This is a genomic window from Halorientalis brevis, assembly GCF_042678165.1.
Classification (GTDB): Archaea; Halobacteriota; Halobacteria; order Halobacteriales; family Haloarculaceae; genus Halorientalis; species Halorientalis brevis.
The window spans coordinates 135,416-159,383 of sequence record NZ_JBHUDJ010000015.1 but is presented as its reverse complement, the minus strand read 5'-3'; the positions used below and the strand labels follow the sequence as shown (position 1 = coordinate 159,383).

Sequence of the window (23,968 nt, the reverse complement as noted above, 5' to 3'; positions counted from 1 at the left end):
GACGGACCATGCCAGAGGATACCAATTCGCACGGGCTCGAATGGCTGAGACGAAGCGTACTCAAAGGGATGGCGGCCACCGGCGTCGCGACCGTGGTGCCGACGGCGACGGCACAGGAAAACGGGCAGGGCGACGACACCGTCATCACAACCGACGAACAACCGCAACTACCGGACGCACAGCAGCGGATCGACCTGGCCGAACGGGTCGGGCCGCGAGACTTCCACGAAGAGAACTACGAGATCATCAACGTCCACCGCCGAAAGGAAGCGGTGCAGACGCTGTTGCGCGACCCGGAGGTCAACCGCGTTGCGAGCAACTGGATCGCGCACTTCATCAGTTACGAGGCGCTGACGAACCACCTCGACGCGGTGAGCATCCAGGGACCGACGGACTATACCGTCGACGGGAGCCTCGAATCGGGGACGTTCAACGTCACGGCGGTCAACCGGCAAACGATCTACGGGCTGATCGATCGACGCCGGAACGAGATTGTCGCACTCCAGATCAACGACCCCACCGACGTCTCGTGGACCGAGGAGTACACCGACGAGGAGGTCCGGCGCGGCCAGGTCATGCTCGACCAGCAGGAGGTCCAGCAGTACGTCCAGGGAAAGGACTTCTGGCCGATGTTCAAGGTCGCCGAAAGCATCACGAGCGGTCGCGGCCTCGCGCACTACGAGATCTCGACCATCATCTTCTACGTCGTGGACCAGGACAGCGTCAGCGTCGTCTCCGGCTTCCTCGACGTCCGGGAGGAGGGCAATCCTCAGTTCATGAAGGCGTACATCGTCGACGACTTCATCCGGTATCCGGTCCAGGAGATGGCCCGCCAGACCGCCACGAACGAGCAGACGGTCCTCGACCAGGTTCCGAGCGTTCCGGTGGAAAACCGGCCGATGAAGACCGCCAACAACGGGTTCCACCGGTTCGAGACGCTGCCCGACCAACAGTTCCAGCAGAACAACTGGAGCGTTCGGTGGGAACCGCCGGAGACCCAGGGGGTGACCTTCTGGGGTCAGTACAACGGCAAGCCAGTGTTCAAAACGATGAACGCGATGGCGACCCCGACGGCGTACGGCCTCCCACCGCGCGAGGGCCGTAACACTCGCGAGTGGTACTTCCCGGACGACGAACCGGTGATCAACGGTCACCACATCTTCTGGGACGTCCACAGCATCCCCTTCGGCGGTCCCGGCCAAATGGCGAAGATCGACTACCCCGAACGCCGTGGGCATCCCTCGGGGTTCCAGTTCCGGACCCACTACCACACCGGGGCACAGGGCCGCGGGAGCGTCGACTTCCACTCCGGCGCGCAGTTCGGACCGTACAACTACAACATCTCCTACGAATTCTTCGAGGACGGCCGGATGATCCCCATCTGGCGCCGGCACGGACCCGGCTACCTGGTGGAAGCGCTCCGCAACTACGGCGTCCCCGAGGACTGGGAGGGCGAGGAGATCGTCGTCCAGCAGTATCTTCACCAAACGGCCCTGGAACCCACGCCGGGGACGACCGACGGGGGCGTCCAGACGCAACTATTCGACGGGGAGGAGTGGACCACTCCCGAGGAGGAGTTCTACCACGTTGGCGAACCCGGCCAGAAGCTCCGGTTCTCGAACCCCAACGGGAGCGAACAGATCGACGTGCCGCTGAACCGGGACCTAGAGGTCGTGGTCGTCCGCCCCAACTCCGACGAAATCGGTCCCGCACAGGACCAGGTGACCCGAACCAAGGACAGGGAGGTCGAGGCCGCGTTCTACCACCCCGCACAGTACGTCGACGGCGAGCAGATACAGGACCAGCGGGTCATCTTCTGGCTCATCATGGAAGCGTCGATGGACGAGGTGCCCCACCCTGCGGGCGTCACCGGCTACGTCGCCCAGGCCGAGCTGCAGTTGAACGGCTACGGCGACGGCGAGCAGACGCCCACCGGAACGGCCACTGAGACGCCGGAAGGAACGCCGGGCGGAACACCGACGCAGACGCCGACCGAAACGCCGGGTGGAACCCCGACTGAGACGCCTGGCGGATCACCGACCGAAACCCAATAACGTACCAACAAGGCGGCTCCCGAGATCGGTGGCGGCTACTCGGGAATTCCGTCGCCTCTTTTTCGGGCAGCGTCAGCCGCTCGTGCTGTTGCCCGCCCCGGAGCCACCCGAGAGCGTGACGTCGCCGACCATCGACGTCGGATGGATGGGACAGATGTACTGGGCCATCTCGTCGGTCGCAGTGAACTGGACGGCTTGCGCGGCGCCTTCCTCGGTGACGATTCCGGTCGTCGAGACGAGGGTACCATCCTGAGCGCCACCACCGGCCGTCGCGGTGCCGGTCTCGGTCGCCGGACTGCCCGTCGCATTGCCACCAGACGGCGTGCTCGCCTGCCCTCCATCCGCGAACAGTTGTTGGACGGTCTGCTGGTCGACGGGAATCGGTTGCAGCACCTGGAGTGCACTGCCGGCCGAATCCCGAATCTCGAAGTTGTGGGCTGCCCCATCGAGATTCTGCCAGTACAGTCGATAGGTACTGCCGGCTTCGAGCGAGAGCGTGGGATTCCGCTGGCCGTCGATGTCCGTCGGTGCCGCGCCCTGCCAGCCTTCGATCCGACCACCGAGCGCGAACGTCGTCGCGACGTCCTGTGTCTGAGCGTCCTGCAACAGAACCGTCTCGGCTCCGACCGCACCGACGAGTGCGCCCGTGACGCCGACGGACTGGAGGAACCCCCGCCGGGTCTCGTTCGTTTTCTCTTTGTCGAGATTCTCTGGCATACGGTATCATATTTCACGCCACTGCCGGTAGGGGATTGCGATAGTTCTTGCTTGACGGATCGTCTATTGAAAGTGACTGAACAGGTAAGTCCGAACTTACGTCTGCACCGAACCCCCGAGCGTTCTCGGCGCGGTCTCGCGGTCCACCAGAATTAGGTAAGACGACGTTACCAATTGACATTACTCCATCGGTGAGGGACTCCGAGACCCTCTAGAGAGGCGTGTCTCCCTTTGCCGTGAATAGCAGCCAGACATAGCTGCAAATGTGAAGCAACGGGAGGATGGAACTGAGGGGTAAGACGCGTTGAATGCACCGCAGTATTTTCCACTCGATCGACATTCAACGACGGTGGCGTCGTGAGTCGACGATCGATCAGTTGCCTTTTAGCAATCTAACGACAACCGACAGTATTGTGATCGAGACCGACGCGGACGTGATTCGGGATTTTTTCGAGGGGATGAACGATGCCGTCCTCGTCGTCGATCTCCAGGGGTCCTTCATCGCTGCCAACGACGCGGCCGTCGAGCGGTTCGGATACACGCGTGAGGAACTCCTCTCGCGCGGGCCGCGAGATCTGACGACGCCCGCGGAAGCAGCGAAGGTCGCGGACCGGATCGCGAACGTCGAGGAGAACGAGACCCTCGTGTTCGAGACGGTCCAGCAGACGAAACAGGGCCGGAAAATTCCCGTCGAGATCAACGCGAGTCGGATTTCCTACGACGGCGAGCCAGCGATTCTCAGCGTCGCCCGAGATATCTCCGAACGGCGGGAGTACCGACGCCAGATCGAAGCCTTACACGACGCGACCCAGCAGCTCCTCGACGCCGAGACGACGGACGAAGTCGGGGAGATCGCCGTCGCGGCCGCCGAAGACCTCCTCGGATTCCCGATGTCGTCGGTCTGGGCGCCCGCCGAGAACGGGTCGACGCTCGAGCTCGTGGCGAACTCCACGGAGCACCAGCAGTTGCTCGACGACGCGGGAACCCCGTCACCGACGCATCCGAAAGGAAACTGGCTCTGGGACGTGTTCGAGGCGGGCGAGACGATCGTCCGCGATCCGATTCCGGCCGAGGATCTGGCGGCGGACGTGCCGCTCCACTCGGCGATTTTCGTGCCGCTGGGTGATCATGGCGTCCTCTCCTGTGCCGCGGACGGACGCACTGACTTCGACGAAAAGGACGAGACGGTCGCGACCCTGCTCGGCCAGAACGTCACGGCAGCGCTCGATCAGATCGAACGGAACCGCCAGCTCCAGGCGGAGCGAGAGAAGTACCGGACGCTCGTCGAGAACAGCAACGACGCGATCGCCGTCGCCCAGCAGGGCCAACTCGTGATAGTGAACCAGGAACTCGCCGAGATGATCGGTGCCGACTCGCCGGCCGAGATGGAAGGCGACTCGTTTCTCGAGTACGTGGCGCCCCAGTCACGAGCGGAAGTGACGAAACGGTATCAGGCCTGGCTCGACGGAGAGGACGCCCCACGACGCGACGAGATGACGATCCAGGCCCACGACGGGTCCGAGATCGTCGTCGAGTACAACGTCTCGCCGATCACGTTCGACGGCGACCTCGCGCACCTGGCCATTCTCAGAGACGTGACCGAACGGCGGAAACGCGAAGACCGCCTGCGCCGTCGAGAAGCACGGTTCCGGACGATGTTCCAGAGCCACAGCGCCCCCATGCTACTGATCGATCCCGAGTCAGGTTCGATCGAGGACGCAAACGAGGCCGCGGCCGCGTTCTACGGCTACTCGAGCGACGAGTTACTGTCGAAGACGATCCAGGACATCAATCGACTCTCCCCGGAAGCGGTCGCGCGGGAACGCGAACGAGCAGAGAAGGCGGACCGCAACCACTTCGTGTTCGATCACGAACTGGCGACGGGCGAGGTGCGAACGGTCGAGGTCCACTCGTCACCGATTACGCTCGCCGACGAGGAGCTACTGTTTTCCGTCATTCACGACGTCACCGACCGGGTCGCGTACGAACAGGAACTCGAACGCTACAAAGAACTCATGGAGAACGTCCCAGTCGGGATCTACCGGAACACGCCCGGAGAGGACGGCGAGTTCATCGAGGTGAACCCCGCGATGGTGGACATGTTCGACGCGGACTCCGAAGCGGACCTGCTCGATCACGCCGTCAGCGACCTGTACGCGACGCCCGAACGGCGCGAAGAGTTCTCCGACCACCTCCTCGAGACGGACCCCAACAGAAAAGAGGAGGAACTGCGGCTCGAGACGCTCTCGGGAACGGAGTTCTGGGGATCGGTCACGGCGTTCGCCACGGAAACGGACTCCGGCACGTATTTCGACGGCGTTATCCAGGACATCACGGCCCGCAAAGAGTACGAAGACCGCCTCGAAGAGCAACGGGACAACCTCGACGTCCTCAATCGCGTCGTCCGCCACGACATCAGGAACGACTTGCAGATCGTCCTGGCGTACCTCGATCTGCTCTACGACTACGCCGACGACGACGCACACCAGTTCATCGACACCGCTCTGGAGAGTACGAAAAACGCCGTCGATCTTACGAAGACGGCCCGCGACATGGCGGAGGTGATGCTGAAGAGCGAACGGGACCTAGAGCCAGTCGAGGTGCGGCGGGTCATCGAGCGAGAACTCGACGAGATTCGGGCAACACACACGGATGCGGTCGTCAAGGTCGACGGCTCGCTCCCGGACGTGTCGGTGGTGGCGAACGACCTGCTCGACTCCGTGTTCCGGAACCTCTTCAAAAACGGAATCCAGCACAACGACAAAGACGTGCCGGAACTCGTCGTCTCGACGACGCAGACCGACGACTCCCTGTTGGTCTCGGTCGCGGACAACGGCCCGGGCGTCCCCGACAGCCAGAAGGACGCGATCTTCGGGAAGGGAGAGAAAGGACTGGAAAGCGAAGGCACCGGCGTCGGGCTGTATCTCGTCAGTACACTCGTCGACTCCTACGGCGGTGAGGTGTGGATCGATGATAACGAACCTGAAGGCGCAGTTTTCACCGTGGAACTCCTGATCGCGGACTGATCATCGAAGACTGCTCCTAACGTCGACATTGCGCCGTCGTCCGTCACCGTTTGCGACCAGACAGACCGACGTGAGGCATCGATCGCAGTCTCTGGCACGATCGGGTCGAGGAGCCGACGATCACCCAGGTGACTGGCCGTCAGGGAGTAAGTCGACCGAAACGCGGACTAACAATCGGTTATCGAAAAAACGGTTGCGCGGATTTATCGCCCGGACTGGACGACGTGACAACAGGGTTCGGACATGGTACCACAGCAGTCACAGCGATCCTCCTGTATCGGGGCTTCGACGCGGCGTGGCGTGTTGCGCGGGTTGGCCGCGACAGGACTGCTCGCCGGCGTGAGCGGGACCGCCGGTGCGGTCGCCGATTCGAGGAGCCGACAGCAGAACGATGGGACAGCGCAGGGCGAGCCAGCGCCGTTCGCGTCGATCGAGTTCACCAACCAATCGACGGACGGGACGACGGTCGTCGTCGATTCCACCGTGCTCTCGGCGGGCGGTTTCGTCACCATCCACGATCTGAGCCTCTTCGAGGCCAAGCCACTCGAGAGCGTCGTGGGCGTCTCGGCGTACCTCGATCCCGGCAGCCACTCGGACGTGTCCGTGCAGTTGTTCGACGTGCCGGGGCGGACCATCGACCAGCAGGCCATCGACGAACCGATGCCGCTGATCGCGATGCCACACGCCGACTCCAACGACAACCAGACGTACGAATTCGTCACGAGCGAAGGCAACGAGGACGCCCAGTACGTCCAGGCCGACCTGCCAGTGGTCGACCTCGGGTTCGTCTCACCGGGCGACGCGCCGGCCGGGGACCAAGCACAGTTCGCCAGCCTCGACTTCGAGAACCAGTCGGTGACGGACAGTACGGTCACCGTCGGCGAGGTCGTGCTTTCGGACGGGGGATTCGTCGTCTGCCACGACGCGCGGCTCTTCCAGGGGCAGGCCTTCGAGAGCGTCGTGGGCGTCTCGGCGTACCTCGATCCCGGCAGCCACACCGCTGTCGAGGTTCAGCTCGACGATCCCAGTGCGATTACGACCGTGGAATTCCCGCCGGCACCGCCGCTCATTCCGATGCCTCATCGCGACACGAACGGCAACCAGTCGTACGACTTCTCGACCTCTCAGGGGCAGGAAGACGGGCCGTACGTCTCGGCGGGGCAGCCGGTCGTCGATCTCGGATTCGTTGCGGGCAGCGACTCCTCGGGGAGCTGACGACTGGCTCCGACGCGTGACGAAAAATCCGGATTCGAGAGGTCAAAGTGCCCGGACGGGCCGCCCAGCTGGGCGCCGATCAGTCGTCGCCCGTCGCGGCGGCGCCTTCGCTGCTGACGCCCGTTCCGGGGCCGACTTCGATGCCGAGTTCGTCGAGTTTCTCGTCGGGAACGACGCCGTCGACCCAGCCGCGCACCTCGTAGTACTCCTCTTTCATCTCGTCGAGTTCGCAGAGTTCGCCTTCGCTGCCGCCCTGGCCGGGGATCGCGTGCTCGTCGCCCTCGACGAACCGGTTCGGCAGGGTGTCGTCGTCGCCGTCGAAGCCGACGAGGTTGTTGTAGTAGCGTTCAAGGTTGTACACGCGCTCGCCGGCCTGCATGAGTTCGTCCTCGCTGACGTCGCGGCCGGTCATGCCGTTGTACTGGAGGACGTACTCCTCGATGCCTTCGGCGAAGGCGTTGAACTTGCAGATGTCGAACGAGTCGCTGATGGCGTGGAGATCCTGGAACAGCGCACAGATCTCGCCTTTGCCCTCCCACTCGTAGGGGTCTGCCTTCTCCGGAATGCCCAGGATCTCCGCCGCGGGCGTGTACCCGCGCAGGTGGCAGGCGCCGCGGTTCGAGGTGGCGTAGCCGATGCCCATGCCCTTCATACAGCGCGGGTCGTACGCTGCGATGGCCTGGTTCTTGACCGTCAGCGTGTTCGTCATGTCGCCGAACTCGCTGGCGAGGTGCTCCTGGCCCTCGGCCATGTGGTCCGCGAGTTCGGTCTCGCGGTGGCCGATCTTCTCGATCATGTCGATGATCGCCTCGGCGTCGCCCCACTCGATGCCACCGGGAGACTTCGTCTCCCGAGCCTCCGAGTCTCCCGACTCGGAGACGTCGTCGAGTTCGTCGAGCCCGCCTTCCTCGGTCAGCTCCATCGCGAGGGCCATCATGTTCCCCGTCTCGATGGTGTCGATGCCCACGTCGTTACACCGGTCGATCATGACGGCGATGCCGTCCCGGTCGTCGTTCATGGAGTTCGGGCCGAGCGCCCACGCGGACTCGTACTCGTAGGACTCCATCTTGACGTTCATCTCCTCGCCCTTGTGCATGGTCTGGACTTCGACCATCTTCTTGCAGGCGACCGGACAGGAGTGACAGGTGGGTTCGTCGACGAGGATGTTCTCGCGGACGTTCTCACCGGAGACCTTCTCCGAGTCGATGTTCGGCTCGTCCGGCGCGTCTTCGGCCTCCGAGTGCGTCGAAGTGTACACGCCGTTCTTGACCGGGAGGCCGTCCATCTCCTCGGTGATGTTCATCAGGACGTTCGTCCCGTACATCGAGAGGCCGCCCTCGTTGGGCGCAGTGACGTCCGACTCCTGGATGACCTGCATCGCCTGGCGGTGCCCCTCCTGGAAGGTCTCCTGATCGGCGGGCTTGGGCATCTTCGTGCCGGACTTGACGACGACGGCTTTCAGGTTCTTGTTGCCCATCACACAGCCCGTGCCGCCGCGACCCGAGGCGCGGTCGTCCTCGTTCATGATGCAGGCGTACTTCACCTCGTTTTCGCCGCCAGGCCCGATCGCCATTATCGAGAGGTTCTTGCCGTAGGCCCCCTCGACTTCCTCTTCCAGGGTGTCGCGCGTCTCGTGAACGCCCTTGCCCCAGAGGTGCGAGGCGTCCCGGAGCTCGACTTCGCCGTCCTCGACGAAGGCGTACACCGGGTCGTCAGCGCGCCCCTCGAACAGCAGCGCGTCGAACCCCGACCACTTGAGGCGAGCGCCGGACCAGCCGCCGTGGTGGGAGTCCGTTACGGTGCCCGTCAACGGTGATTTGGTGCAGATGGCGATGCGGCCGCTCATCGTCACCTGGGTCCCGGTGAGCGGCCCGTTCGTGAACGAGAGCAGGTTCTCCTCGCTGAGGGGGTCGACGTCCGGCCCCTGATCGAACACGTACTTGACACCGAGGCCCCGCGCCCCGATGTATTTCTTCGCGTCCTCGTCGGGGACGCTCTCGTACTGGACGTCTTCGTCCGAGAGGTCGATGCGTGCGACGTGATCTTGGAATCCACCGAGTTCTGTCATTGCTAGTCTCACCCATTACATACGGGCCAGAGCGTGTTAGTGGTTGCCACCCTTGTGAAACTGTATTCGGTTAAATTATTGGCAGTATTTCGGTTTTCACTTATTATTGTAAATCTAAATTAGTTACTTCGATACCTGTGTGTTCTGGCGCACGACGAGTGCGACAATTCCTACCTACGTGGGCAATAGCTCACGGAACCACGTCGTTGTGAGTGAGCAGCGATCGGTCTCGGTCAGCGGGCGTCTCGTACGTGATCACTTCCAGGAGGTTCCCGCTCGGGTCGAGGAAGTAGAACCCCTCGAAGTCGCTCCAGTCGTAGGGCCCCTGGTTGGGGAACTGCCCGTCGAGGCGGTCCATCAGGCGCTCGTACTCGTCGCGGTCGGCCTCGAAGGCGAGGTGTGCCTTGTCGAGGGGGTGGTCGATTCCCCGCTCGTCCCACCCGGCGGCCGATCCCGTTTCCGCGAGCGTCACCGTCGTGTCGCCGACCGTGAACATCGCGTGCTCGCCGCCGAAGTCGTCCGGTCCGCGAACGAGCGAGAGCTCGAGCACGTCGCGATAGAACTGGAGACACGCCGCCAGGTCGTCCACGTCGACGTTGACGTGGTCGACGCCCCGCACGTCACTCACCCCCAGCGGCGACGAGGCGGTCCCGAAGCCAGTCGGCCGCCCGCGGCCGATAGTCGTGAGCTTTGTTTTTACAGACGTGGTCGCCGTCCTCGTAGTACAGCAGTTCGCCGTTCGGAGCCTCGTGGGCGATGCGTTCGGTCTGGGCCGGTGGAATGACGTGGTCGTTCGCGCCAGCGATCAACAGCGCAGGCGCCTGGAGGTCCTCGATGCGGTCTCTGAGGTGCATCCGCTCGGTGATCCGGTCGACGTCGACCAGTGAGTCAGTCTTGCAGGCGTGCTCGAACCCCTCGATCAGCGACTCCGACTGATGACTGGTCACCGGCCCGACCGTGAACGGTCCGGAGAGGCCGACGCAGGCGTCGAATCGGTCGTCCGTCGCAGCGACCTGTGGCGCGTAGAACCCGCCCAGCGACACGCCGTAGATCCCGAGGCGGGTGGCGTCGAGTCCCGACACCTGCTCCGACTGCACTCGGTCGACGATCGCCGAGACGAACCGGGGATACGCCGGCGTCATGCGCTGGTGGTACCAGACTTCGCCCTGGCCCGCGCCGTCGACGGTGAGGGTCGCGACGCCACGGCGGTGGAAGTCAGACGCGCGGGTGTGTTGTTCTTCTTTGGTCGAGTCGAGCCCCGACAACAGGACGACCAGCGGCGACTCGTCGAGACCGTTGGGGTTCCGGTCGGGCACCCTGAGGTTGCCCGGGATCACGTAGTCGCCGTCGGGCGCTGGCGCCTCGATCCGTTCGATTGGCGGGTCGAAGTACGCCCCGGCCTGTCTGAACAGGGCGACGGCCCGTCTGTGCGCTCGTTCGCGTTCGTCCTCGTCGAAGAACCAAGCGAACGACCCGAAGTGGTAGTACATCGCCGCGCGCAGCAGGTGCTCGCTCGCCGTGATCTCGTTTCCGTGTTCGAGTGCATCCCGGCCGCGGTCGGCGTGTTCCTCGCCGACAGCGCTGAACGCGCGACACCAGTCCGGCCACGCGTCGATGTCCTGTTTGAGACGGTCGATGCCGCTGCTGTCGAGGCCCTTCGCCCGAAAGCGAGACCCCCATCGGTCGAACCGGTCGGCGACGTACGCCGAACCGCGGGTTGAGTCGTGTGAGTGAGTCATGAGTGTGTCACCATCGGAGCGATCGCTGGAGAAGTGTAGTGAGCGCGAAGAGCACGCTGCCACAGGCGAAGAGGACGGCGATCGCGCCGAAGGAAAGCGCCGGCTGGAAGGTGCGCGTCTGCTGGAGTACGAGCAGGCCGAGGCCGTCCGCGGCCACGAACCACTCGGCGACGATCGCCCCGGAGAGCCCGGTGACGATCGAGAGCTTACAGCCGGCCAGGAGCGTCGGCGCCGCGTACCGGAGCCGGACCAGCGCCGTTCGATGCGGGGGCGCTGCAACCAGGCGAAAGAGGTCCCGCTGGGTCTCGGGAAGCTGGCGGAGGCCGGTGGCCGTGCCGATGGCTATCGGGAAGAAGACGGCCGCAGCGACGAGGAGCGCGCCAGCGGCGAAGGAGACGCCGAACCACACCAGCAACACCGGCGCGAACGCGATCACCGGCATCACGCGGAAGCCGACGAGATACGTGTAGACGCCCGTCCGGAGTCGCGGGAACAGCGCTGCGACCGTGCCGACGGTGATGCCGACGGTCGCACCGAGCGCCCAGCCGGCTGCGAGTTTCTCCAGCGTCGCCACCGTCGCCGCGACGAACAGCGCCGGCGAGCCGAGGAGGACGTCGCCGACCGTCTGCGGCCCGGCCAGGAACAGACGCGCGTGGGGGACGGCCGTGGCTGCGGCCTCCCAGCCGACGGTGAGGGCGACCAGCGCGATCCCCATCACGACGCCAGTCGTCACCGCGCCGCCGCTGGACGCCGACTCGGGCGTCCAGAGTTGGTCGGTCGCGAACGCGTCACCGCCGGTGTCCCAGGAAACGGCGCGTTCCAGCGCGATGACGGCCACGAAGACCGCCAGACCGATCGCGATCAGGACGAGCATGTACCCGAACAGCAGCGCGGTGTCCAGTCGGTCGACAGCCGATACCATCCCGTGTCCGACGCCCTTCGAGGCGGCGAGGAACTCGGCGATGACGACGCCCTCGACGGCGAGCGGCGTGGCGATCTTCACTCCGGCGACCGCGCTGGGGAGCGCGTTCGGAAGGTGGACGTGAGCGAGCCGCTGCCAGCGAGTGGCACCGACCGACAGGAGTAGCGCCACCTGTTCCTCGGGGACGGACTGGAGCCCGTCGAGCGTGGCGACGACGACCGGGAAAAACGAGAGGATCGCAGCCAGGAGGATTCGCATCTCCAGGGTCGGCCCGAGGACGACGATGAACACCGGTGCGAACACCACGAGCGGGACGATCCGGACGGCGATCAGGAGGGGATAGAGGAACAGCCTGAGTCGGCGCGAGGCGGCCATACAGAACCCCAGTACCATCCCCACGGTGACGCCAGTCAGCCATCCCAGCACGATCTCGCCGCCGGTGTAAACCGCGTCGCGCAGCACGAGATCGGCGTGAGCGCTCACGGCAGCGGCGACGTCGAACGGCGCAGGTACCAGCACGGCCGGCAGTCCCGTCAGCCACACGACCGCCTGCCACCCGACGAGGAGAGCCAGCACCGCACCGGCCCCTTCGGCGCCGACGCGGACCCAGTCCGGCACTGCCACCGACGCCGGCCAGCCCACCTCGATCCGGTGGCGGGTGCGTTCGAGCATCTAGATCTGTGTCCGGTAGTCGACGTTGACACGGTCGGCGAAGTCGCCGATGGCCGGGGCCGACGTGTCGAGTGCGTCGTTCGACCAGGCGGCGTCGACGTCCATGTCGTCGGGAAGGATGCCGGCGGACGCGAGCGACCCGTGGACGCGCCGCCAGGTCTCGCCGGACTGCCAGCCCCAGCAGTGCTCGCGGACTGCGTCGGTCGCGATGAGGTGTTTCGCCGTGAACTTGATCTTCGTCACGCCGAGGTCGCGACTGCTCCGGAGGCTGGGCTGGGCGGCGATCATCGCGTCCTCGGCTGCCTGCGGATCGTTCGCCGCCGCTGCCCAGCCCCGCGCAGTCGCTCGCAGGAACCCACGGACGGCCTCCTGGTTGTCGGCGACGTACGACGGGCGTGCGAATACCGCGCGGCCGACCGTCGGGACGTAGTCCCCGACCAACAGCAACGACGCGTCGTACCCTTCCGTTTCGAGCGCCAACGCGTTCGAGAAGATGCCCGTCGCGACGTCCACGTTGCCGGCGAGCAGGTTCGACGTCTGTTGCTCGACCCCGACCGAGACGAGATCGACAGACTCGCTGATGTCCGCGGTCGCCAGCAGCGACTCCAGGTAGGTCTTGGTTTTCGCGGACCCGGAGACGACGGCGATGCGCGCCCCTTCGAGCTGACTGACGTCGGACAACGACCCGCCGAACGCCTCCTCGACGGTGAAGAGCGCGGCGTTCGAGGATTGCTGGGCGGCAGCGTACGACCGCACCGGCAGCTCCTTCGCACGCGCCTGCAACACCGCCACGCCGCTGCCGAGTCCGATCGCCGCGTTGCCCAGCCCCACCTGTTTGGTGGCGAAGCTCCCGCCCTGCCCGGGAACGAGATCCACGTCGAGTCCCTGGTCGGCGTAGAAGCCGCGGTCCTGAGCGACGAAGTACCCGGCCTGGGTCGGATTCGGCTTCCAGTTCAGGACGGCGCGAACACCCGTGGACGTGGACGTGTTCGACCCTGATCGCCCCAGCATCCCGTTACAGCCGGCGAGCCCTGCCGCGAGCGCCGTTCCACCGACGCGTAATGCCCGACGACGACTGGCGTCACGCACCCCGTGCATGAGATGTCCACACACGGGCTACACCCTTTTGAACATTTTCCGCTTTCCTTTTTATAAGCCGGCGTTTGGAACGCGGGGGCTGGAATAGCGTTTGCTTACAGGCGCGAACGATCGGCCACCGTTATCATGAGTATCGTTGACGTTCCACACTGGTGAAGCTATTCGTGTCTCACAGCGCACTCGACGCCCACCACGACGACCCGGACGGCCGCACCGTGATGCGCGCCCGCTTCGAAGAGAACGGCAGCCCACGGTACGTCCTGTATACGATCAAGAAGTTCGGCCTCGACCACGACGCCGGGTTCCACCTCGACGTCGAACTCGTCGCCGACGACATCGAAGACGACCTGGAAACGGTCGAGGCCAAGCTCCAGCACGGGGACGCCGACCTCATCGACATCGACTACGTCTCGACCGCCCGCGAACGGGCCGACGGCGCCCCAATCGTCGGCATCTACCCCTACGGACGAACGGTCGGCGGACTCGTCGTCCCTGCAGACTCCCCGATCGAGGGAATCGACGATCTGGCTGGCCACCGCGTCGGCGTCGTGCGCCGACTCGACAAGAACTGGATTCTCACGCGGGCGGCCTGTCGGGAGTTCCACGACTACGACCCGGACGAGGAGGCCGAAGTCGTCGAGGCCGGTTCGAAGTCGGGACTGACCGCGATGCTCGAACGGGGCGAGGTCGACGCGGCGCTACAGTTCTGGCAACTCATCCCAGCCATCGTCGACGGCGGCGCGTATCGCGAGGTCCTGCCGATGTCGGATCTGGTCCAGCGGCTCTCGGCCACCGACGAGAAGATCCCGGTCTCGACGTTCCTCACGACCGAGTCGTACCTCGAGGCCCATCCCGACGCCGTCAGGGGGTTCCGCGAGGCGTACCGCGCGGCCGTCGACCGGCTCCGGCGCGACGACGACCTCTGGCGCGAACTCGGGGCGGAGATGATGGACGGCGCAGACGACGCCATAGTCACCGCCGTCCGCGACGGCTGGCGAGAGATGGTCGTCCGGGACTGGAACGACGAGACCGTCCGGGGAATGCACCGGCTGTTCGAACATCTGCACGACGTTGCGGGCACCGACGTCCTCGGCGTCGACCGCATCCCGGAGGGCACCTTCCGGCTGGAGGTGTGAGGGTGACCCGGACGATCGACTTCCAGCTCAACTGGGAGCCAAACGGGTTCCAGGCGCCGTACTTCCTCGCCCGCGAGCAGGGGTTCTACGCGGAGGAGGGCCTGGACGTGCGGTTCGTCGAGGGCCACGGTTCGCCGTTCGCCGCCGAACAGGCTGGACAGGGTCGTCGCGAGTTCGCACTCGCGGGCGGCAGCGCCGTCCTCTCGGTCCGGAGTCAGGGCGTCGACCCGCTCGCCGTCGCGGCCGTCACCCAACAGACGCCGGCAGCCATCTACACGCTGCGTGACGTGTTCGGGGAGCGACTCACCGACCCCCAGCAACTCGCCGGCCGCACCGTCGCTCCCTCCGCGACCAAAACCCGCATTCTCACCGCTCAGTTGCTCGAATCTACCGGCATCCGCGAGGAGGTCGAACTCCTGCCCGTCGACGAACACACTCATCACCGCGTGCAGCACAAACTGCTCGACGGCGAGGTGGACGCCGCCGTCGGCGTCGTCACCAACGGCCTCGAACTCGAACGCGAGTACGACCGCCCTGCCGACGAGCTACCGATCGGCGAGTATCTGGACGTTTATGGGATGACGCTCGTGACCAGTCCCGAGTTCGCCCGGGAGAACGACGATACCGTGCGCTCGTTCCTTCGGGCGACGGCCCGTGGGTGGGCGGCCGCGACCAAAGACCCGACTGGGGCTATCGACGCGCTGGTCGCTCGCAACGCCACGCTCGAACGCACTCGCGAGATCGAGCAGGCGAAGTTCGAGACCGCGGCCGCCGACCTGCAGTTCACGCCACACGTCCGCAAAATGGGCTGGGGCCACCACGACGCCGATCGCTGGCGGTCGCTCGCCGGGACCCTCGCTGACACCGACCTCCTCGACGGGCCGGTCGATCCCGACGCCGCGTGGACGAACGAGTTTCTCGACGACGCGCCGCCGATCACCGACTACGCCGGGCGGATCGGTCGCCGCTGAGGCCGGCCCGTCCGGGCGCCCGTCGGCTGGTCACTCCGTAAGGAGGTCGACCTGCGCAAGCACGCCCCGCAGCCGTTCCCAGTCTTCGGCCTGGTGCCAGCCCCAGCCGTGGGCCGCGACCGCGTCGCTCGTCCATCCCGTCTCGATGGCGTCCTCGAAGGTTTGGCGCGCCCGCGCGGCGGACTCGTCGCCGTCAACGGCGCTGGCAGCGACCGCCGGGTCGGCGCGAGCCCGGGCGACGCCGACCATCGTTCCGGCGAGGAAGTCCGCGAGCACGGATCGGGCCGCAGCGAGCGCTTCCTCACGCGCGACGACGGCGGGACCGTAGATGGGAAAGCGGTCGCCGAGGCGAATCGTGTCGACAGTCGCGTCCCCCGTTCGGACCCGAGCCGGATCCGAGAGCGAGCCGGTGACCGCGTCGACCGTGTCCGCCAGCAGTGCGGTCCGTTCCTCGCCCTGGAGATCGATCACGGTCACGTCGTCGGCGACGCCCGCCTGACGCAGGTAGAATCGCCCCAGAAGGCCGATCTCGGAATCGACGGGCATGCCGAGGCGACGACCGCGGAGTTGGGCGACGCGCTCGAACGGTTCTCCGAACGCCGCCCGCGTGGTGTAGAGAACAGCGAGCGCTCGCTGGTAAAGGAGCGCCAGCGGGACGACTGGCTGCTCGTCCGCGACGGCCCTGAGAAGCGTGGTCGAGCCCACGATGCCGAGCAGCGAGTCGCCCGCGACGACGTCTCGAAGCGCCGCACCGGAACCGGTCCGCGGCGCGAACGTGACCGACAGGTTCCGCTCGCTGTACGCACCAGCCTCGCGTGCCGCGTACAGGGGCGCCTGGAGCCCGTTCGGTTGCCAGTTCAGACTCACCGTGATCGACCGGGTCTGGTGCGGCCCATCAACCTCGTCGGCGTCGTGATCGGGCGCAGACTCGTCGGCAGTGAACTCGGTGGCGCGGTCGAGGAGTGCTCGCGCGTGGGTCGCGTACACCTGCGCGAGAATCGTTTTTGTGTCCGCGTCGACGCGCCAGGCCGACGGCGGCCGCCCCTGCCCGTCTGTCTCGGCCGTCGTCTCGGTCACGAGTCCGGCCTCGACGAGCGACGAGAGCGCCGCCTTCGCCGCCGACCGGCCCAGTTCCGTCCCGATCCGGACGGCGAGGAGCGTCGCGGGCTCCTGGCCGAACTCGTCGGCCGCCTCGCGGCGGAGCAGATACGCGAGGACGCGCGCTTCCCGGTCTCCCAGACCGACGCCAAGACGTCTCACGAGGTCGCGATCGGCCGCCGTGAGTACCGGATACCGCTCGATTCGCACAGTCGAGATCCCCGTGTCGAAACGGACTCGCTGTCCGTCGTACTTAACGTGCGACGCCCCAGATCACCACGCGTCGGCCGACCTGTCCGGACTGCTGCCTCGTGTAGACAGTCGTCGACTGAACGCTTAACCGTTGTCCGTGGCCCAACGAGACCCGGCAACCAGTCACGACCGACTGGCGACCGGGTTCAGCCGCTGATCGGAAGTCCCCCGAACACGACGAGCGCGACGAGCCAGTAGACCACGTAGAGGCCTCCGAGGAGATAGCCGTGCCATCGTTTCAGGCGCCCCTCGAAGAGGAAGTACGCGGCGAGTGCAGTCCCGACGATCACTGCAGGCAGGTGGAACGTCAGTACCGACCGAGAAATCGCGAGGTCACTCAGCAGCATGATGACGCCGACGTTGCCGGTCACCGAGAACAGGACACTCCCGATGACGTTCCCCACGCCGATTTCGGGGACGCCCCGTCGAACTGGTTCGATCGTGAGCATGATATCTTCGAACGTGAGGATCGCAGTCAGAACGGTTGCTCCGAAGACTGTCTCCTCGATGCCGAAGCCCTCGACGGCGGCTTCCGACCCTGCCTCCAGCAGTATCGACCCGAAGACGATTCCCCCCAGTGCGAGCACGCAGAGGCCGAGCCAAATCCACCCGGTACCTGAATACCCGCCGACGAGGCGATCTTCGGGGATCTCGGCGACGCTCGGTGGCAGCGTCACGCCACCGTCGACCTGAACCTCCTCGCCGAGTTCGGTATTTCGGAACACAGGCGTCTCACGCTGATACTCCCTGGCGATGAGGTATACGAATATAACGAGAAAGGCTCCGAGGAGCAAGAGACCGTGGACGAAGGTTAGCGTCCCTGCGAGGACAAACGGCACCAACATGACCGGCGCCAGTGCGAACAGCAACACGTAATCCGGCGGGAGATCGACCGGGAAGGGTCGGATGATCGCAGCGAGTGCGAGAGTGATGCCGATGATCGCCAGGCCCGTTCCCAGTGCCGTCCCGAGAGCGACGCCCTCGAGATCGCCCGCCGAGAGGACGAGCGCGAGAATCGTATCATCGAACTCGAACCCAGTGAAAACGATCGCGAGCGCGAACAGCGACATCCGCAACCCGAGCGCCGCCCTCGTTAGATAGCTGATCAGTTTCTCGACACAGGCAGTCAACAGGAGTGCCCCGACGGCGAGGACGAGCACCGTCCCCAGCAGTCCCTGGTCGTCGACGAAGCCCTCGATCACTCCTTCCAGACCACCCTCACCTTCTTTGGCATCCTCTCCAGTTCCCTGGGCGGTTGCCGGAGTGACCACCAGGGCGACCGCCAGCAGTACGACGAGCGGCACGGTCAGGAACCTGGGTGCGGCCATACCGCTCTCTTTCCACGCTCACCCATTTGGTCCCTCGTTGTTGTGGAGGCAAATTCGTTGGAATCTTATACACGCGACCAACCGAGCGTGCCGGTGCTGTCGACAGAACAGCACGAATCACGACTCGCCGGGCGCCTGCTCGCCGTCGTCGCTCGACCGGTCGCCGTCGGCGGTGGCCTGGAGGATGAAGGTCCGTTCGGGCGGCGGTGCGGCGCGCAACGTGACGGTCCGGACCAGTTGGTAGTACTTGCGATTGCCCCGGTGATACGGCTCGACGAGGCCGGCGTCTTCGAGGGTCCGGAGGTGATGGACGGCGGTTTTGCCGTCCATCCCCACTTCCTCTGCGAGTTCCGTGACGTACTTGGGTTCGTGCGAGAGCGCCCGGAGGATTTTCAGTCGCGATTTGCTCCCCAGTACGTCGAGCAGGGACATACGCAGACTACGGGCGGGACCCGGAAAAGCACACGTCAGAGCCCGAGACAGGCTGGTGTGGATGCGGCCGGCACGTGTGGGGAACCGGCACGTATCGAGAAACGGTCCCGGAATGAACGGTTACTGTGTCTGCGCCCGTAGCTGTGGCCATGAGCGATCGCGTCGAGTTTCCGGACGACCGCGACACCAGTCAGAAGACGGTGACTGACGGTTTCTTCGAGCGCGAAGTGCACCTCTCCCGGGCTGAGACGGCGACGTTTCTGCGGAACCTGGCCGACCAGATCCAGAGCGAACGCCGGCTCACGATTTCGACGGCCGACTGGGAGATCCCCTTCGAGTTCACGGAACCGATCGAGGTCGAGGTCGAGTTCACCGGCGGCCGCAAGGACGAACTCGAGATCGAGATCGAGTTCACCGAGCCGCGCGGCGGCAGCGAGCTCGACGTGAGCTAGCCGGTCACTGGATCGCGTCGGCTCCCTCCGAGAGCACCGTCCGGACGGTCGCGACGGTTCGATGGAACGGCGCCGATTCGAGCACCGTCTCGTCTCGCGGCCGCGGCAACTCGACGTCGACCGCCCGGACGATTCGCCCGGGCGGCCCGCACATGACGAAACACCGGTCGGCCAACAGCACGGCCTCCGGGACGCTGTGCGTGACGAACACGATGGTTCTGTCCTCGCGCTGCCAGACGCGACGGACCGCGATGCCCATCTCCTCGCGGGTGAGTTCGTCGAGTTCGCCGAACGGCTCGTCCATCAAGAGGACGTCGGCACCGAGGTGGAGCGCCCGGGCGATCGACACGCGCTGGTTCATCCCACCGGAGAGGGCCGCGGGACGCGCGTCTTCGTAGCCCGCGAGTCCCATCGTCGCGAGCAGGTCCCGGGCCGCCTCGGGCGCCGGGTCCTTGCCAGCCAGCCGCCGCAGGAACGTGACGTTCCCCAGGGCGGATTTCCAGGGCAACAGCGTGTGGTTCTGAAAGACGAACCCGAGATCACCGGCGGTCTGGGCCGCCGCTGGCGGTCGGCCGTCGACCCGCACGTCGCCGGCCGTCGGCGACTGGAGGCCGCCGATCGCTCGCAGGAGCGTCGTTTTCCCACAGCCCGACGGCCCGAGGATCGTCACGAACTCGCCGTCCCGGACCCGCAGGTCGACGCCGTCGAGGGCACGCGTCTCGCCGAACGAAACGGTCAGGTCGTCAGTTCGAATCATGGCTCTGTGAACGACTGCCCGGGAAACCCCGGGCGCCGTCAGCCAGCGGTCGTCACGCGGTTCGCCGTTAGGTTCCCCCGAGATTGAGGTCGCCGCGCATCGCGACCGGGTGGTACTGACAGTAGTACTGATACATGTTCTCTGAGGCGACGAACTTCACGGTCTGCCACGAGCCGGCCTGCTGGATGGTGTCCGAGCGAACCAGCGATTCGTCGTCCTCGGTCTCGATGAACCAGTTGTGCGGTGCGCCGTCGGCGTTCACCCACACGATCTCGTAGGTCTCCCCGGGCTCGACGGGGAGTTCCGGGTTCTCCTGGCCCTGAATCTCCTGTGGGGCCTGTGCGACCCACGCCGGGACGGAGCCGACGAACCTGAACGTCTTCGCAGGGTCCGGTGACGCGCCGGCGAGGTCGCCGGTGGCGTTGCCGGTCACGTTTCCAGTCGCGTTCCCGGTCTGGTTCTCCGAGGCGTTCTGGACGCCGGAGATGTCCGTGAATCGGGCCGTCGGATTGGCGATGTTCTCGCCGGTGGCGTTCCCGGTCCGGTTCTCGGGCAGGACCGACTCGTTCACCGCGGGGGTGCCCGGCCGCTCCGTGACGTTCACGGGCGGTCGCGGCGTCGGCGTCGCCGTCGTGTTGTTGACGTCGCCGCGCGGACCGGTCGCGTTCACGGCGGTGACGTTGCCGGTCTGGGTCCCGGCCGCCCCCTGGACTGCGACGGGTCCGACTTCGTGGCTGTGCTGTTCGCAGTAGTAAGCGGTGAGACTCGGCCTCGCGGTGAACGTGACTCCCTGTGCACCGCCGGGGTCGACGACGTTCGTTCGGAACATCGCGATCCCGCCCGGGTACGCGTCCGTCATGACGAGGTTGTGGGCCTGGTCCGACTCGTTTTCGACCACGACCCCGTAGCGCTGGCCAGCCGACAGCTCCAGCCGGGGGCTGGCCTCCTCTGCGATTGCCTCGGGTTCGTTCCCGACGAACCCGTCGTTGGTCATCCGGAGTCGATAGATCTCCGCGAGGTTCTCCTGTCCGCCGGCCTGCCAGGCGGCCCCGACGCCGAGAACGCCGACTCCTGCCGCCGCGAGAAACGATCGCCGTGTTTGTTGTGACGTCATTGTTGATAGTGGTGAAATATTGTGCGTCGACTCACTGCTGGCCCTGCTGTCCCTGCTGTTGACTCTGCTGGCCCTCCAGCGCGAAGACGGCGACCGTGCTGCCACGCCGGCCGTGTCGGAGCCAGCCGCTTCCGCCGACCTGCACGGCGACGTACTGCTTGCCCGTCCCGGGGTCGTACCAGCTACTGGGCGAGGAACTGATCGGTGCGCCGAGGTTCGGCGACTCCCAGAGGCGATCGCCGGTTTCGCTGTCGTAGGCGACGAACTTGCCTTTCTGCGTGCCGAGGAAGGTCAGCCCGCCGGCCGTCGACAGGGAGCCGCCCCACAGGTAGTTCTGGTCGTCGATCCACTCGCGCCAGACTCGCTCGCCAGAGACCGGGTCGACCGCGACGACGGCGCTCGTGTGGCCGTTCCAGCCCTCCGGGTTGGAGACGTGCGGCCAGTCGTTGAGCGCCCCGCCCCAGTAGGTTTCGCCCGGCGTGTACTCCTCGTGGAGCCACATGAGTTCGTGGGGCGTGTTCTGCTGTTTCATGTACACGAGACCGGTCTCCTGACTGTAGGAGGGCGGCTGCCAGTCGTTGCCGCCCTGCGCCCCCGGCACGTAGGAGATCCGCCGCTCTTCGTCGATATGGGGGATCATCTCCCACATGTTGATGTGCTGGACAGTCTCCTCGCTCCGGCGGAGGAGCTTCCCGTTCTCGGCGTCGTTGGTGTACACCCAGCCGGTCTTCCCGGCGCTCACGACGATGTTCCGGCTCTCCCCGTGGAGTTCCTGGTCGCGGATGAGGACCTTCGGCGACGAGGAATCGTAGTCCCAGACGTCGTGGGCGCTCTCCTGGAAGTTCCACTGGAGATCGCCGTTGGTCGCATCGAGCGCCAGCGTCCCGCAGCTATACGGGTTCGGCCCAGGGCGGACGGCTCCGTTGAAGTCCGGGCCGGGGTTGCCCATCGGGCAGTACATCGTGCCGGATTCCTGGTCGAGCGTCGGCGTCATCCAGGTCGTCGCACAGCCCTGCTCGTAGCTCGTCTCGACCCAGCGCTCCGGATCGGTCGTGTAGGTGCGCCAGAGGATGTCGCCGTTTTCGGGATCGAGCGCGGCGACGAACCCGCGGACGCCGTACTCGCCGCCCGCGCTCCCGGTCAGCACCTGATCGTTCCAGACGATCGGAGCCCACGTGGCGGAGTATCCCTTCCGGTAGTCGGCGGTGCTGGTGTACCACTGTGGTTCGCCGGAGAACCGGTCGAGCGCGACCATGCCCGAGTCGAGCGTGGTCATGTACACCTTGTCGCCGTAGACGGCGAAGCCGCGGTTGTTCGAGTCACAGCAAAGCAGGAGCTTCGTGTTCGCGCCCTGGTTGCCGTGGACTTCCTGCGGATTGGAGTAGGTGTAACTCCAGAGAACGTCCCCGTTCCGGGCGTTGATGGCTTTCCCGTGGTTCGGCCCGTTCGTCTGGTACATGATCGGGGGGTCCCCGGGAACGACGATCGGCGTCCCCTCCATGCTGTTGGAGACGCCCGTCTCGATCAGGTACTCCAGTTCCAGATCGCTGACGTTGTCCGTCGTGATGGCGTCGGCGGTGGTGAAGCGCTGCTGTTCGTAGCCGCCGCCGTACATCAGCCAGGCCTCGGGGTTCTGAGCCGACTGGTTCAGCATCTGCTGGGTGATGTCCTGCTCTGGAATCTGCTGAATGTCGTGCTGGTGGACGACGTCCTCGTCGGGCGTGTTCCGCAGCGTGTAGCCGTCGTCGATCTCGACGAGTTCGATCGCCTGGGCCGCCTTGACCGCCTCGTCGTTGTCGAGTGCACTCATCGCTTAGTCACCCCCCGCGCGCGGCGCACGTACGTCGTCGGTAATTCGGTACAGGTCGTTCGTCAGGTCCTCTTGTCCCATGATCATGCTGGCCGTCCCTGCCGTCAGTGCGGCCGTGAATTGACTGTCCGTCAGGTCAGCAGCGCCAGCGACGTCACGGGCTGCCAGCGACACGAGGTTCGCGCCACCGAGCATGGATTTCACGTCCCACATCCCGCGCTCGATCAGGTCGTCCGTGAGCAGGTACTCCATCTGCCAGAGACGCGTGTCGAGGTCTTCGATCCACAGCGCGACCCCGCCCATGGCTCGCTGGTGGAGCGGTGCGACGTGTTCGAGGTCGAATTCGACGCCGTCGGGAATCTCCTTGGTCGGCATCCACCGCGCGAGTTGGCCTCTGTTGGTCGCGACGTTGGAGATGAGTGCCGTCATCTCCGCCTCGTCGAAGCCGGCGTCGGTGAGCGCCGCCGCGAGCGGTTCCGCGGTGACGAGTTCACGCGCCGTCGATTCGATGTGGTCCGTCGTGAACGCTGGTAGGTTCGCCTCGGCTGCGGCGAAAAAATCCGCCTCCGCGAGGTGGTCATACACGCGCCACACGGGTGTGGCGACCTCCTGATAGACAGTGCTGTCCGCTGCCGGGACGCCCATCGCTGTAAGCGCCGGTACTCGGTCGATCTGTGCCCCGATGTTCGCGAGTTCTGCTTCGATGAGTGCCGCGTCGAGGTCGGCCGAGAGGTCGGCCCGGATGGCCTGTCCCATCGCCGCGAGTTCTGCGGCGCCGTCGCTCTCGACCGCGTTCCTGAGCTCGCTCATCGTGAGCTCAGAGCCCGCTGCGGCCGCGCCCGCAATCCCCAGTACCTTCAGGAACTGCCGGCGTTCTTCGTGGTCGATTTGTGGTGTCTCGTACGTCATTGTCGGGTGTGCCCTGCCCGTGTTACGTGATAGCGTGACACAGGCCGCACTCCCGTTCCATAGCAATCCGCTTAAGAATTCGTGGTTCCGTTTTCGATTCTGCACCGAGTCCCAACCGATCGGCTGCCATCAGAGAATCGAGTGACAGCGATCGGGTATCCCGCGCGCAAGTCACACGGGCGGTGCGTGGGAGTAGCT

General features: G+C 65.5%; 19 protein-coding genes. 6 read left to right on the top strand and 13 right to left on the bottom strand.

All coding sequences use genetic code 11. The features are described from left to right. Window positions 1–8: 8 nt before the first annotated feature. On the top strand, window positions 9–2,054 hold the full coding sequence (locus ACFR9U_RS20755; RefSeq protein WP_247381145.1) for a hypothetical protein: 2,046 nt from the start codon (window positions 9–11) through the stop codon (window positions 2,052–2,054). 72 nt (window positions 2,055–2,126) lie between these two features. On the opposite strand, the gene ACFR9U_RS20750 is transcribed toward ACFR9U_RS20755, so the two are convergent. Further along, on the bottom strand, window positions 2,127–2,771 hold the full coding sequence (locus ACFR9U_RS20750; RefSeq protein ID WP_247381147.1) for a twin-arginine translocation signal domain-containing protein: 645 nt from the start codon (window positions 2,769–2,771) through the stop codon (window positions 2,127–2,129). Between the two features lie 413 nt (window positions 2,772–3,184). Between ACFR9U_RS20750 and ACFR9U_RS20745 the strand changes: the two genes are divergently transcribed. Together ACFR9U_RS20745 and ACFR9U_RS20740 are read left to right on the top strand one after the other, a co-directional pair. Then, window positions 3,185–5,797, top strand: coding sequence for a PAS domain S-box protein (locus ACFR9U_RS20745; RefSeq protein ID WP_247381149.1), 2,613 nt, complete (start codon window positions 3,185–3,187; stop codon window positions 5,795–5,797). A 243-nt stretch (window positions 5,798–6,040) separates the two neighbouring features. After that, window positions 6,041–7,012, top strand: a complete 972-nt coding sequence (locus tag ACFR9U_RS20740) for a DUF7282 domain-containing protein (protein WP_247381151.1) — start codon at window positions 6,041–6,043, stop codon at window positions 7,010–7,012. A 79-nt stretch (window positions 7,013–7,091) separates the two neighbouring features. Here the strand turns inward: ACFR9U_RS20740 and ACFR9U_RS20735 are convergent, their stop codons facing one another. The 5 genes from ACFR9U_RS20735 to ACFR9U_RS20715 form a co-directional block, all read right to left on the bottom strand. Next, window positions 7,092–9,080, bottom strand: a complete 1,989-nt coding sequence (locus tag ACFR9U_RS20735; protein ID WP_247381153.1) for an aldehyde ferredoxin oxidoreductase family protein — start codon at window positions 9,078–9,080, stop codon at window positions 7,092–7,094. Window positions 9,081–9,270: 190 nt separating this feature from the next. Then, complete coding sequence (locus ACFR9U_RS20730; protein ID WP_345893425.1) at window positions 9,271–9,699, bottom strand: VOC family protein; 429 nt, start codon at window positions 9,697–9,699, stop codon at window positions 9,271–9,273. Window position 9,700: 1 nt separating this feature from the next. Further along, window positions 9,701–10,819 carry an alpha/beta hydrolase family protein gene (locus ACFR9U_RS20725; protein WP_247381157.1) on the bottom strand — a complete coding sequence of 373 codons (1,119 nt, stop codon included), beginning with the start codon at window positions 10,817–10,819 and terminating at the stop codon, window positions 9,701–9,703. Between the two features lie 7 nt (window positions 10,820–10,826). After that, window positions 10,827–12,413, bottom strand: coding sequence for an ABC transporter permease (locus tag ACFR9U_RS20720; RefSeq protein ID WP_247381158.1), 1,587 nt, complete (start codon window positions 12,411–12,413; stop codon window positions 10,827–10,829). Further along, on the bottom strand, window positions 12,414–13,511 hold the full coding sequence (locus tag ACFR9U_RS20715; protein WP_247381159.1) for an ABC transporter substrate-binding protein: 1,098 nt from the start codon (window positions 13,509–13,511) through the stop codon (window positions 12,414–12,416). It lies immediately after the preceding gene. A gap of 152 nt (window positions 13,512–13,663) precedes the next feature. Here ACFR9U_RS20715 and ACFR9U_RS20710 point away from each other — a divergent pair, with 152 nt between their 5' ends. Together ACFR9U_RS20710 and ACFR9U_RS20705 are read left to right on the top strand one after the other, a co-directional pair. Then, window positions 13,664–14,647 carry an ABC transporter substrate-binding protein gene (locus ACFR9U_RS20710; RefSeq protein WP_247381160.1) on the top strand — a complete coding sequence of 328 codons (984 nt, stop codon included), beginning with the start codon at window positions 13,664–13,666 and terminating at the stop codon, window positions 14,645–14,647. 2 nt (window positions 14,648–14,649) lie between these two features. Next, window positions 14,650–15,618: an ABC transporter substrate-binding protein gene (locus ACFR9U_RS20705; RefSeq protein WP_247381161.1), complete on the top strand. Its 969-nt coding sequence runs from the start codon at window positions 14,650–14,652 to the stop codon at window positions 15,616–15,618. A gap of 30 nt (window positions 15,619–15,648) precedes the next feature. Here the strand turns inward: ACFR9U_RS20705 and ACFR9U_RS20700 are convergent, their stop codons facing one another. The 3 genes from ACFR9U_RS20700 to ACFR9U_RS20690 all read right to left on the bottom strand — a co-directional run bounded on the left by ACFR9U_RS20700 (window position 15,649) and on the right by ACFR9U_RS20690 (window position 18,728). Continuing rightward, window positions 15,649–16,926 (bottom strand): ABC transporter substrate-binding protein, encoded by a 1,278-nt coding sequence (locus ACFR9U_RS20700; protein WP_247381162.1) that lies wholly within the window; start codon window positions 16,924–16,926, stop codon window positions 15,649–15,651. A gap of 188 nt (window positions 16,927–17,114) precedes the next feature. Then, the gene (locus ACFR9U_RS20695; protein WP_247381163.1) at window positions 17,115–18,296 is read right to left on the bottom strand and encodes a sodium:calcium antiporter; all 1,182 of its coding nucleotides are present in this window, start codon (window positions 18,294–18,296) and stop codon (window positions 17,115–17,117) included. 117 nt (window positions 18,297–18,413) lie between these two features. Next, window positions 18,414–18,728, bottom strand: coding sequence for an ArsR/SmtB family transcription factor (locus tag ACFR9U_RS20690; protein WP_247381164.1), 315 nt, complete (start codon window positions 18,726–18,728; stop codon window positions 18,414–18,416). Window positions 18,729–18,877: 149 nt separating this feature from the next. Here ACFR9U_RS20690 and ACFR9U_RS20685 point away from each other — a divergent pair, with 149 nt between their 5' ends. Further along, window positions 18,878–19,180: an amphi-Trp domain-containing protein gene (locus ACFR9U_RS20685; RefSeq protein WP_247381165.1), complete on the top strand. Its 303-nt coding sequence runs from the start codon at window positions 18,878–18,880 to the stop codon at window positions 19,178–19,180. 4 nt (window positions 19,181–19,184) lie between these two features. Here the strand turns inward: ACFR9U_RS20685 and ACFR9U_RS20680 are convergent, their stop codons facing one another. The 4 genes from ACFR9U_RS20680 to ACFR9U_RS20665 form a co-directional block, all read right to left on the bottom strand. Then, window positions 19,185–19,937, bottom strand: a complete 753-nt coding sequence (locus ACFR9U_RS20680; RefSeq protein WP_247381167.1) for an ABC transporter ATP-binding protein — start codon at window positions 19,935–19,937, stop codon at window positions 19,185–19,187. Between the two features lie 67 nt (window positions 19,938–20,004). Beyond that, window positions 20,005–21,051, bottom strand: a complete 1,047-nt coding sequence (locus ACFR9U_RS20675; RefSeq protein WP_247381169.1) for a plastocyanin/azurin family copper-binding protein — start codon at window positions 21,049–21,051, stop codon at window positions 20,005–20,007. Between the two features lie 31 nt (window positions 21,052–21,082). Then, window positions 21,083–22,861, bottom strand: a complete 1,779-nt coding sequence (locus tag ACFR9U_RS20670; RefSeq protein WP_247381171.1) for a pyrroloquinoline quinone-dependent dehydrogenase — start codon at window positions 22,859–22,861, stop codon at window positions 21,083–21,085. A gap of 3 nt (window positions 22,862–22,864) precedes the next feature. Beyond that, on the bottom strand, window positions 22,865–23,770 hold the full coding sequence (locus ACFR9U_RS20665; protein WP_247381173.1) for a twin-arginine translocation signal domain-containing protein: 906 nt from the start codon (window positions 23,768–23,770) through the stop codon (window positions 22,865–22,867). Window positions 23,771–23,968 lie beyond the last annotated feature (198 nt).

Excerpts from the sequence above, each read along its gene's own strand:
- ACFR9U_RS20695 (WP_247381163.1), bottom strand. The coding sequence starts at position 18,296 with ATGGCCGCACCCAGGTTCCTGACCGTGCCGCTCGTCGTACTGCTGGCG.
- ACFR9U_RS20750 (WP_247381147.1), bottom strand. The coding sequence starts at position 2,771 with ATGCCAGAGAATCTCGACAAAGAGAAAACGAACGAGACCCGGCGGGGG.
- ACFR9U_RS20665 (WP_247381173.1), bottom strand. The coding sequence starts at position 23,770 with ATGACGTACGAGACACCACAAATCGACCACGAAGAACGCCGGCAGTTC.
- ACFR9U_RS20675 (WP_247381169.1), bottom strand. The coding sequence starts at position 21,051 with ATGACGTCACAACAAACACGGCGATCGTTTCTCGCGGCGGCAGGAGTC.
- ACFR9U_RS20670 (WP_247381171.1), bottom strand. The coding sequence starts at position 22,861 with ATGAGTGCACTCGACAACGACGAGGCGGTCAAGGCGGCCCAGGCGATC.
- ACFR9U_RS20685 (WP_247381165.1), top strand. The coding sequence starts at position 18,878 with ATGAGCGATCGCGTCGAGTTTCCGGACGACCGCGACACCAGTCAGAAG.
- ACFR9U_RS20735 (WP_247381153.1), bottom strand. The coding sequence starts at position 9,080 with ATGACAGAACTCGGTGGATTCCAAGATCACGTCGCACGCATCGACCTC.
- ACFR9U_RS20680 (WP_247381167.1), bottom strand. The coding sequence starts at position 19,937 with ATGATTCGAACTGACGACCTGACCGTTTCGTTCGGCGAGACGCGTGCC.
- ACFR9U_RS20690 (WP_247381164.1), bottom strand. The coding sequence starts at position 18,728 with ATGTCCCTGCTCGACGTACTGGGGAGCAAATCGCGACTGAAAATCCTC.
- ACFR9U_RS20725 (WP_247381157.1), bottom strand. The coding sequence starts at position 10,819 with ATGACTCACTCACACGACTCAACCCGCGGTTCGGCGTACGTCGCCGAC.
- ACFR9U_RS20720 (WP_247381158.1), bottom strand. The coding sequence starts at position 12,413 with ATGCTCGAACGCACCCGCCACCGGATCGAGGTGGGCTGGCCGGCGTCG.
- ACFR9U_RS20755 (WP_247381145.1), top strand. The coding sequence starts at position 9 with ATGCCAGAGGATACCAATTCGCACGGGCTCGAATGGCTGAGACGAAGC.
- ACFR9U_RS20715 (WP_247381159.1), bottom strand. The coding sequence starts at position 13,511 with ATGCACGGGGTGCGTGACGCCAGTCGTCGTCGGGCATTACGCGTCGGT.
- ACFR9U_RS20740 (WP_247381151.1), top strand. The coding sequence starts at position 6,041 with ATGGTACCACAGCAGTCACAGCGATCCTCCTGTATCGGGGCTTCGACG.